This is a genomic window from Actinacidiphila rubida, assembly GCF_900110255.1.
Classification (GTDB): Bacteria; Actinomycetota; Actinomycetes; order Streptomycetales; family Streptomycetaceae; genus Actinacidiphila; species Actinacidiphila rubida.
On record NZ_FODD01000001.1, the window covers coordinates 63,641 to 76,825 of the forward strand.

Below are 13,185 nucleotides of genomic sequence, written 5' to 3' on the forward strand. Positions count from 1 at the left end.
CCATGATCAGCGCACAGTGCGGGTGGTTAAGTGTCTCCCACGCATAGGGGTGGTCGCGAAAGGGGCTGGTCGGCGGTGCCGCTCGGCAGAACGTGGCAGATCGTGGCGGGGTCGGCCGCGATAGGTCTGGCAGTGGCCGTCGGGGCGGTGGCCGCGGCCGGCCCGTGGGAGTCAGGCCAGCGTACGGCGGAGCGGGACTTCGCCGCCGCCAGGGACCGTCAACTGGACGCCGCCGCGCGCCCGGTGGCCACCCGCCACCCGGCCCCGCCGCCGGCCGCCGCGCCGGTGCTGCGGGCGGCCGGTGCGGCGCAGCCGCAGGCCGCGGGTGCCGACGGCACGCTCGCCGGCCGGCTGGACGCGATCATGGCGAGCCCGGACCTGGGGCCGGTCCGCACCGGGGCCGTGATCGACGTCACCACCGGGCGCCTGCTGTACGGCCACCGCGCGACGACCGCGAGCACCCCCGCGTCGCTGACCAAGATCGCCACCGCGGTGGCCGCGCTCGGCACGCTCGGGCCCGCGCACCGGCTCTCCACCACCGTCGTGACCACCGCGCCCGGCACGATCGTGCTGGTCGGCGGCGGCGACCCCACGCTGGAGCTCAGCGGGCTCGCCGACGACACCGCCGCCGCGCTCAAGGCCCGTGGCGTGGCGTCGGTGCGGCTCGCCTACGACACCTCGTTCTTCGCCGGGCCGGCGCTGCACCCCATCGGCTACAACGAGAACCTCGCGCCGGTGACCGCGCTGATGGCCCGCGAGGGACGCCTGGACGGGAGTTCCGCCGGGCCCGCGGACCGCGCCACCGACCCGGCCGGCGCGGCCGCGGCGACCTTCGCGCAGCTGCTGCGGTCCCGCGGTGTCGCGGTGAAGGGCCTGCCCGCGGCCGGCTCGGGCGCCGGCGGCACGCAGCTGGCCGTGCACCGGTCCGTGCCGCTGTCCGACCTGGTCGAGCGGATGCTCACCAACTCCGACAACGACATCGCCGAGGCGCTGGCCCGGCAGGTGGCCCGGGCGACGGGCCGGCGCGCGGACTTCGCGGGCGGCGCGGCGGCGATCCGCGGGGCGCTCGCGCGGTACGGCGTGCCGCTCGGCGGCGCGGTGTTCTCGGACGGGTCCGGGCTGGACCACGAGGACGCGCTGTCGCCGGTGACGCTGGCGCGGCTGCTCGCCCTGGCCGGGGCGCCCGGCCACCCCGAGCTGCGGCCGGTCCTCACCGGCCTGCCCGTCGCGGCGTTCACCGGCACGCTCGCGTCGCGCTTCCACGGCTCCGCCGGGGCGGGACTCATCCGCGCCAAGACCGGCACGCTGACCGGCACCAACACGATCGCCGGCACCACCGTCCTCCCGGACGGCCGCGTCCTCGCGTTCTCCTTCATGACGCAGGGCGCCGCCGCCCCCCTCCCCGCCGAATCCACCCTCGACCACCTGGCCACCACCCTCACCTGACCCCGCCGGGCCCTGTGCGGGCGCGAGCAACCGGCCGCGGGCCGGTGGTCCGGATCAGGCCGATCTGCCCCTTCGGGGCGGTGGGCGGAGTGCGGCGCGGCTGCGGCTGTTCGCGTTGAGGGCGCCCCCGGACGGAGTCTGGGGGACCCCGCGCCCCTGATGGGGCGCAGGCTTCTTCCGGGGTTCGCCTTGCGCGGGCGAAGGGCAACCCTCCAGGGGCGCGGGGTCCCCCAGCCTTCGGCCGGGAGGTGCCCCCAGCGCGAGCAACCGGCCGCGGGCCGGTGGTCCGGATCGGACCGTTCTGCCCCTTCGGGGCGGTGGCGGGGTGCGGCGCCGATGTGGGCGAGGGCAACCCTCCAGGGGCGCGGGGTCCCCCAACCTTCGGCCGGAAGGTGCCCCCAGCGCGAGCAACCGGCAACCGGCCACCGGCCGGTGGTCCGGAGCGGACCGATCTGCCCCTTCGGGGCGGTGGCGGGGTGCGGCGCCGATGTGGGCGAGGGCAACCCTCCAGGGGCGCGGGGTCCCCCAACCTTCGGCCGGAAGGTGCCCCCAGCGCGAGCAACCGGCAACCGGCCACCGGCCGGTGGTCCGGATCGGACCGATCAGCCCCTTCGGGGCGGTGACGACGCGCGGGCCCGCGCGGGCTGCGCCTCGCCCCGGCCGCCCGACGGGGCAGGTCCCGGCGAACGGTTCGCCGGGGTAGGCCGCGCTCGGGGAGGGGGCCCCTCCTCGGGGAGGGGATGCCAGGAATGAGCGGTGGGAACCCCCAAAGCGGGAGCGGCAACGTACCGTGAAGGCATGACGAGCATCGGTGCACCCGAGATGGTCGACTGGAACCTCGCCGTGGCGACAGCCACGCGCCTCACTCGTCCGGGCCCGGACGTCAGCCGCGACGAAGCCCGCCGCATCGTCGCCGAGCTCCGCCAGCACGCCCAGGACTCCGAAGCGCACGTCCGCGCGTTCACCCGGATGTACGGCGACGGCGAGGAGGAGGGCGCGCCGCACGGCACCCCCGTGCTCATCGTCGACCGCCCCGGCTGGGTGAAAGCCAACGTCGCCGGCTTCCGCGAGGTCCTGAAGCCGCTGCTCGGCAAGATGCAGGCCCGCAGGCCCGGCGGGGCCGGCGGCGCCGTCCTCGGCACGGTCGGCGGCAAGGTGACCGGCGTCGAGGTCGGGATGCTGCTGAGCTTCCTGTCGTCCCGGGTCCTCGGCCAGTACGAGACCTTCGCCCCGGCGACCCGCGAGCTGCCCGCCGGGCCGGTGAAGCCCGCGCCGGGCTCCTCCCGGGCCGGCCGCCTGCTGCTCGTCGCGCCGAACATCGTCCACGTCGAGCGCGAGCTGGACGTGGACCCGCACGACTTCCGCCTGTGGGTGTGCCTCCACGAGGAGACGCACCGCACCCAGTTCTCGGCCGTGCCGTGGCTGCGCGACCACATCGAGGGCGAGATCCAGGGGTTCCTGGGCGAGACCGACCTCGACGCGTCCACCGTGATCGAGCGCGTCCGCGAGGCCGTCCAGTCGTTCTCCGGCACGCCGTCCGCGGACGACGAGCCGTCCGACGACGGCCGCAGCCTCGTCGACCTGGTGCAGACGCCCACCCAGCGGGAGATCCTCGGCCGGATCACGGCCGTGATGTCGCTGCTCGAAGGGCACGCCGACTTCGTGATGGACGGCGTGGGGCCCGAGGTGGTGCCCTCGGTGGGGGAGATCCGGGAGAAGTTCACGCAGCGCCGGGCCAGCGGTGCCGGCCGCCTGGACCAGGCCCTGCGCCGGCTGCTCGGCCTCGACGCCAAGCTGCGCCAGTACCGCGACGGCGAGCGCTTCGTGCGGGCCGTGGTCGAGCGGACCGGCATCGACGGCTTCAACCGGGTGTGGACCTCGCCCAACACGCTGCCGACCAAGGCGGAGATCGCCAAGCCGGCGGACTGGATCGCCCGCGTGCACGCCGGGCGCGCCGAGTCCTGACCGCGCGGGCCCGCGCCCGGGGGACCGGGCCGGGCCCGGTGCGTCCCCGCCCAGGGGAGGCCCGTTCCTACCGGCCCGCCGTTGCCGGGTCCCCGTCCGGAGGACCCGTGCGGCCGTTCCGGGCCCCCGGTTCACCCGTCCGAGGGACCGTAGCGGAGGGGTGGCGCGTGCGATGCTCGGGTAATGCCCCGTCTTCTGTCACCATCTGAACACCCTGCGTCATTCCCCTTGCTCACAGCAGCCCCTCACAGCCTCCCCAGGAGGGATCCGGACATGGGACCCCATCCCACGGTCGCGGCGATACGCCTGGCGGTCCGCCGCGTCCTGCACGACATCGTCACCGCGTCCCCCGAGCCGCACCCGCTCGTGCTGGCCGCGTGCAGCGGAGGCGCCGACTCCATGGCGCTGGCCGCCGCCCTCGCCTTCGAGGCGCCCCGGCTCGGCGTGCGCGCCGGTGCCGTCACCGTCGACCACGGCCTGCAGGCCGGTTCCGCCCTGCGCGCCGAGGAGGTCGCCGGGCGGCTGCGCACCCTCGGCCTGGACCCGGTGGACGCCGTCGGCGTCACCGTGGGCCGCCAGGGCGGGCCCGAGGCCGCCGCGCGCGACGCCCGCTACGCCGCCCTCGACGCCACCGCCGAGCGCCGCGGCGCCTCCGCCGTGCTCCTCGGCCACACCCGCGACGACCAGGCAGAAACGGTGCTCCTCGGGCTCGCCCGCGGCTCCGGCATCCGCTCGCTGTCCGGCATGGCCGCCGTCTCCGGCACCGGCGGCCGCTACCGCCGCCCGTTCCTGCTGCTGGACCGCGACACCGTGCGCCAGGGCTGCCTGGCCCAGGGCATCACCGTGTGGGAGGACCCGCACAACCACGATCCGGCCTACACCCGCTCCCGGGTGCGGCACGAAGCGCTGCCGATCCTGGAGAAGTCCCTCGGCAAGGGCGTCGTCGAAGCCCTCGCCCGCACCGCCCAGCTGTCCCGGGACGACGCCGACGCCCTCGACCAGTGGGCCGCCGACGCCGAGGCCGACGCGGCCGGCGACGACGGCAGCCTGGACGCGAAGCGGCTGCACGCGCTGCCCGCCGCGGTCCGTCGCCGTGTCCTGCGCCGCGCCGCGATCGCCGCGGGCTCCCCGCCCGGCTTCCTGTTCGCCCGGCACATCGAGGAAGTCGACCGCCTGGTGACCGGCTGGCACGGCCAGAAGGCGCTCAACCTGCCGGGCGCCGTCTCCGTGCGCAGGTCGAATGGCAGACTGTTCTTCTCGCCGTCGTAGAGCCGCAGGGCCGCAGACCTAGGGACGTACCGCGCAGTGAACGAGAAAGACATGGGCGCCGACCTCGAGAAGGTGCTCATCTCCAAGGCAGAGATCGACGCGAAGCTGAAGGAGCTGGCCGCCGAGATCGACCGGGACTACGCGGGCAGGGACCTGCTGATCGTGGGTGTGCTCAAGGGCGCCGTCATGGTGATGGCGGACCTGGCCCGCGCCCTGTCCAGCAACGTCACGATGGACTGGATGGCGGTGTCCTCCTACGGCGCCGGCACGAAGTCCTCCGGGGTCGTCCGCATCCTCAAGGACCTCGACACCGACATCGCCGGCCGCGACGTCCTGATCGTCGAGGACATCATCGACTCCGGTCTGACGCTGTCCTGGCTGATCAGCAACCTGGGCTCGCGTGGACCGGCCTCGCTCGAGGTGTGCGCGCTGCTGCGCAAGCCGGAGGCCGCGAAGGTCCGGATCGACGTCAAATACACTGGTTTCGACATCCCCAACGAGTTCGTCGTGGGGTATGGCTTGGACTACGCCGAGAAGTACCGCAATCTCCCGTTCGTCGGCACCCTCGCACCGCACGTCTACGGCGGCTGACCGCCCCGGGCCGTTCGGCGCGGACTGTGGACCCGCTGTGGGGAACCCACACCGGTCCTCCGCCGTTGGAGCAGGGGAAAGCGGGATTGTTAACGGTCGGCGGCAACCTCGGGTGACAATGCTGAGGTACCGTCCGAAGGTCGGGTCAATACACCGGATGCACGCGGCGCCATCAGGCGCCGGTGCCTCACTGTGGCAGGAGGGACGGGGCGTGATCGCCCCGCATGGATGGACGTGAAGCGCTATTTCCGTGGGCCAGTGATGTGGATCGTGCTGGCTGTCCTCGCCGTGGTCGTGCTGATGCAGGTCGTCGGATCCGGCGGCGGCTACAAGACGGTGGACACCGGCGCGGTCGTGCACGCGATCGACACCAACCAGGCCAAGTCCGCCGAGCTGACGACCGGAGACGACAACTCCATCAAGGTCCAGCTCAGGGACGGCGTCAAGATCGAGGGCAGCAGCAAGGTCAGGGCCAGCTACATCGGCAACCAGGGCTCCGACCTCGCCAACCACCTCCAGGCGATCGTCAACGGCCAGGTCAAGGGTGTGACCCTGCCTGACAAGTACACGGTCACGCAGTCCAAGCAGAACGCCTTCGTGGGCATCCTGCTGTCGCTGCTGCCGTTCGTGCTGATCGTGGTGGTGTTCCTCTTCCTGATGAACCAGATGCAGGGCGGCGGTTCGCGCGTCATGCAGTTCGGCAAGTCCAAGGCGAAGCTGATCACCAAGGACACGCCGAAGACCACGTTCGCCGACGTCGCGGGCTGCGACGAGGCGGTCGAGGAGCTCCAGGAGATCAAGGAGTTCCTGCAGGAGCCGGCGAAGTTCCAGGCGGTCGGCGCCAAGATCCCCAAGGGCGTGCTGCTCTACGGCCGCCCGGGTACCGGCAAGACCCTGCTGGCGCGGGCCGTGGCCGGCGAGGCGGGCGTGCCGTTCTACTCGATCTCCGGTTCCGACTTCGTCGAGATGTTCGTCGGTGTCGGTGCCTCCCGGGTCCGCGACCTGTTCGAGCAGGCCAAGGCGAACGCCCCGGCGATCGTCTTCGTCGACGAGATCGACGCCGTCGGCCGGCACCGCGGTGCGGGCCTCGGCGGCGGCCACGACGAGCGCGAGCAGACCCTGAACCAGCTGCTCGTCGAGATGGACGGCTTCGACGTGAAGGGCGGCGTGATCCTGATCGCCGCCACCAACCGGCCCGACATCCTCGACCCGGCGCTGCTGCGCCCGGGCCGCTTCGACCGGCAGATCGCGGTGGACCCGCCGGACCTCCAGGGCCGCCTGGAGATCCTCAAGGTGCACCAGAAGGGCAAGCCGATCACGCCGGACGTCGACCTCATGGCCGTCGCCCGCCGCACCCCCGGCTTCACCGGCGCCGACCTGAGCAACGTGCTCAACGAGGCCGCGCTGCTGACCGCCCGCAGCGACAAGAAGCTGATCGACAACAGCATGCTCGACGAGGCCATCGACCGCGTGGTGGCCGGTCCGCAGAAGCGCACCCGGATCATGTCGGACAAGGAGAAGAAGATCACCGCGTACCACGAGGGCGGACACGCCCTGGTCGCGGCGGCCTCTCCCAGCTCCGACCCGGTCCACAAGGTGACGATCCTGTCCCGCGGCCGCGCCCTGGGCTACACCATGGTGCTGCCCGACGAGGACAAGTACTCCACCACGCGCAACGAGATGCTGGACCAGCTCGCCTACATGATGGGCGGCCGGGCCGCGGAGGAGCTCGTCTTCCACGACCCGACCACCGGCGCCTCGAACGACATCGAGAAGGCCACCACCACCGCTCGCGCCATGGTCACGCAGTACGGCATGACCGAGCGGCTGGGCGCGATCAAGTTCGGCTCCGACAACTCCGAGCCGTTCCTGGGCCGTGAGATGGGTCACCAGCGCGACTACTCGGAAGAGGTCGCCGGGCTGGTCGACGAGGAGGTCAAGAAGCTCATCGAGACGGCCCACAACGAGGCCTGGGAGATCCTGGTGGAGAACCGGGACGTCCTGGACAACCTCGTGCTGGCCCTGCTGGAGCGGGAGACGCTGAACAAGGAGGAGATCGCCGAGATCTTCGCCCCGATCGTCAAGCGTCCGCCGCGTCCCGCATGGACGGGCTCCTCGCGGCGCACCCCCTCCACCCGGCCGCCGGTGCTCTCGCCGAAGGAGCTGGCGCTGACCAACGGCTCCCAGCCCGCCAACGGCAACGGCCCGACGCCGGTCTCCACCACCAAGCCGGCCGAGCCGGTGGATCTGCCGGAGGACGGCTCCTCCGACAGCTGAGCGGGTTCCCCGCCGGCCCCCGGAGGGCAAGGAATGCAGGTCGCGGCCCCAAGGTTCTAACCTTGGGGCCGCGGCCTTTGTAGGACGGCCACACTCTGGAACAGGAACGAGACGCCGATGACCGATCCCGTGACCCTCCTCGGTGCCACCCCGGCCGGGGAGTTCGACGAGAAGCGGGCCGAGGCCGCAGTGCGCGAGCTGCTCATCGCGGTGGGCGAGGACCCCGACCGCGAGGGACTGCGTGAGACGCCGGCCCGTGTGGCCCGGGCCTACCGCGAGATATTCGCCGGGCTGTGGCAGCAGCCTGAGGACGTCCTGACCACCACCTTCGACCTCGGGCACGACGAGATGGTGCTGGTGAAGGACATCGAGGTGATGTCCTCCTGCGAGCACCACCTGGTGCCGTTCGTCGGCGTCGCGCACGTCGGCTACATCCCGTCGACCAGCGGCAAGATCACCGGCCTGTCGAAGCTGGCCCGGCTGGTCGACGTGTACGCCCGCAGGCCGCAGGTGCAGGAACGTCTCACCACGCAGATCGCGGACGCCCTGATGACCATCCTGGAGCCGCGCGGCGTGATCGTGGTCGTGGAGTGCGAGCACATGTGCATGACCATGCGCGGGGTGCGCAAGCCCGGCGCCAAGACCCTGACGTCGGCGGTGCGCGGCCAGCTGCGGGACCCGGCCACGCGCTCCGAGGCGATGAGCCTCATCATCGGCCGGGGCTGATCGCCCGCCCGGCCGTCGGGCCGGGCGGCGGGGTGGGCGGCAGAGTGCGCGTCCGACGGTCGATCGGCACCACGCCGCCCGGGTGCGCGTCGGTCCTGGGTGCGCCCTTGTGCGGCGCCACGGCGGGCGCGTCCGCCACCAGGCGGCCGGACAGCCACTGCAGGGCCGGCGGGATCTCCCGGGCCCACGTCGTGAAGTTGTGGCCGCCGCTCGGCAGGATGATCGAGGACACCTTGGTGGGGCCCTTGACCAGGCTGATGAACTTCAGTGTCGCGTGGTAGTTCCGCTCACCCTGCTTGCTGCTGGTGACCAGCAGGCTCACCGGCGGCTGCGGCAGGTGCTGGAGCCGCCAGCCCAGGTTGTTGTCCTCGCGGACCCGCGGGCTGCCGCCGAACAGGTCGCCCGTCGTCGGGTCCTTCGGGGCCGCGTAGTCCGCGGACAGGCCCGCGCCCGCCGAGTAGGCGTTCGGGTCCTCCAGGGCCAGCTTGAGGGCGCAGTAGCCGCCGGTGGAGTCCCCGATGAGCCCCCAGCCGCCCGGGCCGGCGCTCACGCGGTAGTGGGCCAGTATCCCGGCCCGCAGGTCCTGGGCGAAGAAGGTCTCGGTCTGGGGCCCGCGCGGCACGTTCATGCACTCGGTGTCCCGCGGCGGCGTCACCGTCGGGCGCAGCATCACCAGCACCATGGGCTGGGCCTTGCCCGCGTGGACCAGGGAGGCGGCGGTGGCCGGGTACTTCATCTTCTTGTACAGGGCCTCGGCGACCCCCGGGTACCCGGTGAGCACCACCGCGGCCGGGAAGACCCGCTGCGGCTGCCGGAAGTACTCCGGCGGCAGGTAGACGTACGCCGTGCTGCTGATCCCCGAGCGGCCGCCGGACAGCACCACCTTCTGGATCTGCCCGCCGACCGAGGGCACCGCGCCGCCCGGCACGTTCACCGCGAGGGTGTCGAGCACCCGCAGCTGGCCGCCGGTGCCGCCGGCCGCCTGGTCGACGACCACGCCCGGCGCGGTCTCCTTGCCGAGCAGATCGGCCCACGAGGCGTAGAAACCGAAGTTGTCGTTGACGATCAGGGCCAGCGCGCAGATCAGCGACAGCTGGGTGGCGACGAGGACGCCCACCCGCCCCAGCACCGGCACCGCGCCCCTGCGGGACAACCGTGGCCACAGCCAGATCGTCACCGCGAACAGGGCCACCGCGAGGAGGACGGCGAGGAGGAGGACCTTCTTACTCGTGAGACCCATGTCGTCAGGTGTACTTTCCGTCTCGGCCCAAGTGCGTCCGTCCCGGAGGGAACCCGCGGGCGCGGCTATCCGTCCTAGAGGGCGCAAATTGTTCGTACTGGTGCAGATTGCGGGCCATGTCCCGTGATTCCCGGTCATGTTGGGGTTTGGTGACCCATGTCTGTACAGCAAGAGGGCGAATGTGCGACTCGGGTTCCGTGGGTGGTGTCACATGTCCTCTGAGCGCGTCGACCCCAGGCGGTCGCGCTGGCCCCTGCGCCCCTCCGCCGTACCCAGGATCATGGGCACCGGAGCGGCCGTCATCGGCCTGCTCGACGTGGTGTCCGCGGTGTTCCCCGCGTTCCGCAACGGCCGGATGCACCACATGGCCGCGGTCTTCCCCGGCACCGTCAGCTCGCTGGCCGCCGCCACCTCGGTCGTCACCGGCATCCTGCTGCTCATGCTCGCGCACGCCCTCAAGCGCGGAAAGCAGCGTGCCTGGTGGGCCGCGGTGCTGCTGCTGCCGGTCGGCGCCGCCACCCAGCTGGTCTACCGGCACTCGATCTTCGGGGCGGTGATCTCGCTCACCCTGCTCGGGCTGCTGATCCGCAACCGCGGCGAGTTCACCGCACTGTCCGACCCGCGCACCCGCTGGCGCGCCGCGGCCAATTTCGTCGGCCTGAGCGCCTTCGCCTTCGCCCTCGGCCTGGTCATCACCAGCGCCCACCCCTCCTCCGAGCGCGGCGCCCCCGGCTTCCTGGACCGCTGCGAGCACGTGCTGCTCGGCCTGTTCGGTTTCGAGGGCCCGGTGGCGTACACCAGCGACCGGGTCAACGACGTCGTCGCCTACTCGCTCGGCGGCCTCGGCCTGCTCATCGCCTGCTCCACCGTCTACCTGCTGCTGCGCCCGGCCCGCCCGGTCGCCGAGCTGAGCGAGGAGGACGAGGAACGGCTGCGGGCGCTGCTGGTGCGGCACGGGGCGCGCGACTCGCTCGGCCACTTCGCGCTGCGCCGCGACAAGTCCGTGGTCTTCTCGCCCAGCGGCAAGGCCGCCGTCTGCTACCGCGTGGTCTCCGGCGTGGCCCTGGCCAGCGGCGACCCGATCGGCGACGTGGAGGCCTGGCCCGGCGCGATCGAGGAGTACATGGACCTCACCCGCGCCCACGCGTGGCTGCCGGCCGTCGTCGGCTGCAGCGAGACCGGCGGCGAGGTGTGGACCCGCGAGACCGGCCTGGACGCACTGGAACTGGGCGACGAGGCGATCGTGGCCACCGCGGACTTCACCCTGCAGGGCCGGGCGATGCGCAACGTGCGGCAGATGGTCAAGCGGATCGAGCGCTCCGGCTACGAGTGCCGGGTGCGCCGGGTGCGCGACCTGGACGAGGACGAGAAGCACCGGGTGCGGCTGGCCGCGGACGCCTGGCGCGGCACCGACACCGAGCGCGGGTTCTCCATGGCGCTGGGCCGGTTCGGCGAGGTGGCCGACGGCGACAGCGTGGTCGTCACCGCGCACAAGGAGCGCGAGCCCGGCGCGCCGCACCCCGAGCTGGGCGATCTGCGGGCCGTGCTCCACTTCGTGCCGTGGGGCGACGACGGCATGTCGCTGGAGCTGATGCGCCGCGACCGGGCCGCCGACCCGGGGCTGAACGAGCTGCTGATCGTCGCCGCCCTGCAACAGGCCCCGGAGCTGGGCGTCCGGCGGGTCTCGCTGAACTTCGCGATGTTCCGCTCCGCGCTGGCCCGCGGCGAGCGGATCGGCGCGGGCCCGGTGCTGCGCGGCTGGCGCGGCCTGCTGGTGTTCCTGTCCCGCTGGTTCCAGATCGAGTCGCTGTACAAGTTCAACGCGAAGTTCCAGCCGGAGTGGGTGCCGCGGTTCCTGGTCTTCCCCAACTCCCGGGACCTCCCGCGGATCGGCTTCGCGATCATGCAGGCCGAGGGATTCGTGACGCTGTCCCTGCCGCTGCCGGAGGCCCTCCAGCGCTTCCTGCCCGGCCGGGCCAAGCGGGCCCCGCACCGCCAGCAGTCCGGTTACGCGACCGCCGACGGCTCCCAGGGCGGCTCCCGCCCCGACGACCACGGCCACTCCAAGACGGGCGCCGTGGCGTGAACGTGCGGCCTGTTCCGTGGGCTCTCCCCGGCCCGCGGCACAGGCCGCGCCTGGCCGGCCGGGCAGGGCCCGTAGGCTGGTGGCATGAATAGCCGACTGGGCGGAGTGGGCCGGCAGAGCCGCGGCGGCCCCCTCGGGCTGCCGGTGTGGGACCGGTGCGCGGTCATGGGCGTCGTGAACGTCACGCCCGACTCGTTCTCCGACGGCGGGCAGTGGTTCGACCCCGAGCTGGCCGTCAAGCACGGCCTCGACCTGGTGGCGCAGGGCGCCGACCTGGTGGACGTCGGCGGCGAGTCCACCCGCCCCGGTGCGACCCGTGTGGACGCCGCGGAGGAACTGCGCCGGGTGGTGCCCGTGGTCCGCGAGCTGGCCGCGGCCGGCGCCGTGGTCAGCGTCGACACGATGCGGGCGACCGTCGCCGAGCAGGCCCTGGCCGCCGGCGCCCGGCTGGTCAACGACGTCAGCGGCGGCCAGGCCGACCCCGCGATGATCCCGGTCGTCGCGGACGCCGGTGCGCCCTTCGTCGTCATGCACTGGCGCGGCCAGAGCATCGACATGAACAACCGGGCCGTCTACGCCGACGTGCTCGGCGAGGTCGTCGCCGAGCTGCGCGCGGGCCTGGACCGGGCGGTCGCCGGGGGAGTGGACCCCGCACGGATCGTGCTCGACCCGGGCCTGGGCTTCGCCAAGGACGCCGACCACGACCTGGCGCTGCTGGCCCACCTCGGCGAGCTGCGGGCCCTCGGGCAGCCGCTGCTGGTCGCCGCTTCCCGCAAGCGGTTCCTGGGCCGGGTGCTGGCCGGCGAGGCCGGCGCCGCCCCGCCGCCCGCCCGCGAGCGCGACGCCGCGACCGCCGCGGTCACCGCCATCGCCGCCCGCGAGGGCGCCTGGGCGGTCCGCGTCCACGAGGTGCACGCCAGCGCCGACGCGGTCCGGGTGGCCCGGGCCATCGAGGCCGCGGGCCGGCCGGACGGGCCGAATGCGCCGGACGGGCCGCATCAGCCGGAGGAGCCGGGGGAGCCGGTCGCGTGAGTCCCACCACCGCGGAGGCGCGGGCCGTCGAGGCGGCCAACCAGGCGTTCTACGACGCCGTGGAGACCTCCGACCTGGACGCGCTGGAGGCCATCGTGCTGACCGGCCCGCTCGCCGAGTCGGTGAGCGTCGTCCACCCCGGCTGGCCGGTGCTGCGCGGCCGCCGCGAGGTGCTGCGCTCCTACGCGCTGATCATGGCCAGCACCGAGTACATCCAGTTCTTCCTCACCGACGTCGAGGTGGCCGTCGACGGCGACACCGCGCTGGTCACGTGCACCGAGAACATCCTCACCGGCGGCCCCGCCGAGGAGGACGGCTCCGCGGGCTCCCTGGTCGGCGGGCTGGTGGTGGCGACCAACGTGTTCCGCCGCACACCCGAGGGCTGGCGGCTGTGGGTGCACCACGGTTCCCCGGTGCTCGCGGACGACGAGGAGAGCGACGACGGGCCCGGCGCGGGCCCCGGGGCGGCGGGCGACCCGGACGAGTGACGTAGATTCGTCCCCCCGGGCCCGTACGCATGACGGGACCCGGCACCCACTGCACCGACCGGCAG

10 protein-coding genes are annotated in these 13,185 nt (G+C 73.2%); 9 read left to right on the top strand and 1 reads right to left on the bottom strand.

The window, feature by feature from the left end; all coding sequences use genetic code 11:
• Nucleotides 1–75 precede the first annotated feature (75 nt).
• The 6 genes from dacB (at nt 76) to folE (ending at nt 8,274) form a co-directional block, all read left to right on the top strand.
• Nucleotides 76–1,446: a D-alanyl-D-alanine carboxypeptidase/D-alanyl-D-alanine endopeptidase gene (gene dacB / locus BMW99_RS00285; protein WP_069462438.1), complete on the top strand. Its 1,371-nt coding sequence runs from the start codon at nt 76–78 to the stop codon at nt 1,444–1,446.
• A gap of 798 nt (nt 1,447–2,244) precedes the next feature.
• Nucleotides 2,245–3,411, top strand: coding sequence for a zinc-dependent metalloprotease (locus BMW99_RS00290; protein ID WP_069464399.1), 1,167 nt, complete (start codon nt 2,245–2,247; stop codon nt 3,409–3,411).
• A gap of 273 nt (nt 3,412–3,684) precedes the next feature.
• Complete coding sequence (tilS, locus tag BMW99_RS00295) at nt 3,685–4,680, top strand: tRNA lysidine(34) synthetase TilS (RefSeq protein ID WP_069464400.1); 996 nt, start codon at nt 3,685–3,687, stop codon at nt 4,678–4,680.
• 36 nt (nt 4,681–4,716) lie between these two features.
• Nucleotides 4,717–5,271: a hypoxanthine phosphoribosyltransferase gene (gene hpt / locus BMW99_RS00300; protein ID WP_107451610.1), complete on the top strand. Its 555-nt coding sequence runs from the start codon at nt 4,717–4,719 to the stop codon at nt 5,269–5,271.
• A 228-nt stretch (nt 5,272–5,499) separates the two neighbouring features.
• Nucleotides 5,500–7,548 (top strand): ATP-dependent zinc metalloprotease FtsH, encoded by a 2,049-nt coding sequence (gene ftsH / locus BMW99_RS00305; protein WP_069464402.1) that lies wholly within the window; start codon nt 5,500–5,502, stop codon nt 7,546–7,548.
• Between the two features lie 117 nt (nt 7,549–7,665).
• On the top strand, nt 7,666–8,274 hold the full coding sequence (gene folE / locus BMW99_RS00310) for a GTP cyclohydrolase I FolE (protein WP_069464403.1): 609 nt from the start codon (nt 7,666–7,668) through the stop codon (nt 8,272–8,274).
• On the opposite strand, the gene BMW99_RS00315 is transcribed toward folE, so the two are convergent.
• On the bottom strand, nt 8,258–9,514 hold the full coding sequence (locus tag BMW99_RS00315; protein ID WP_069464404.1) for an alpha/beta hydrolase: 1,257 nt from the start codon (nt 9,512–9,514) through the stop codon (nt 8,258–8,260). The two genes, folE and BMW99_RS00315, sit on opposite strands and share 17 nt — an antisense overlap.
• Nucleotides 9,515–9,725: 211 nt before the next feature.
• On the opposite strand from BMW99_RS00315, the gene BMW99_RS00320 reads away from it, so the two are divergent.
• The 3 genes from BMW99_RS00320 (at nt 9,726) to BMW99_RS00330 (ending at nt 13,120) form a co-directional block, all read left to right on the top strand.
• Nucleotides 9,726–11,600 carry a phosphatidylglycerol lysyltransferase domain-containing protein gene (locus BMW99_RS00320; protein ID WP_079138552.1) on the top strand — a complete coding sequence of 625 codons (1,875 nt, stop codon included), beginning with the start codon at nt 9,726–9,728 and terminating at the stop codon, nt 11,598–11,600.
• 84 nt (nt 11,601–11,684) lie between these two features.
• On the top strand, nt 11,685–12,632 hold the full coding sequence (gene folP, locus BMW99_RS00325) for a dihydropteroate synthase (protein ID WP_079175875.1): 948 nt from the start codon (nt 11,685–11,687) through the stop codon (nt 12,630–12,632).
• Nucleotides 12,629–13,120, top strand: coding sequence for a nuclear transport factor 2 family protein (locus BMW99_RS00330; protein WP_069465029.1), 492 nt, complete (start codon nt 12,629–12,631; stop codon nt 13,118–13,120). Before folP ends, BMW99_RS00330 begins: the two co-directional genes overlap by 4 nt.
• Nucleotides 13,121–13,185 lie beyond the last annotated feature (65 nt).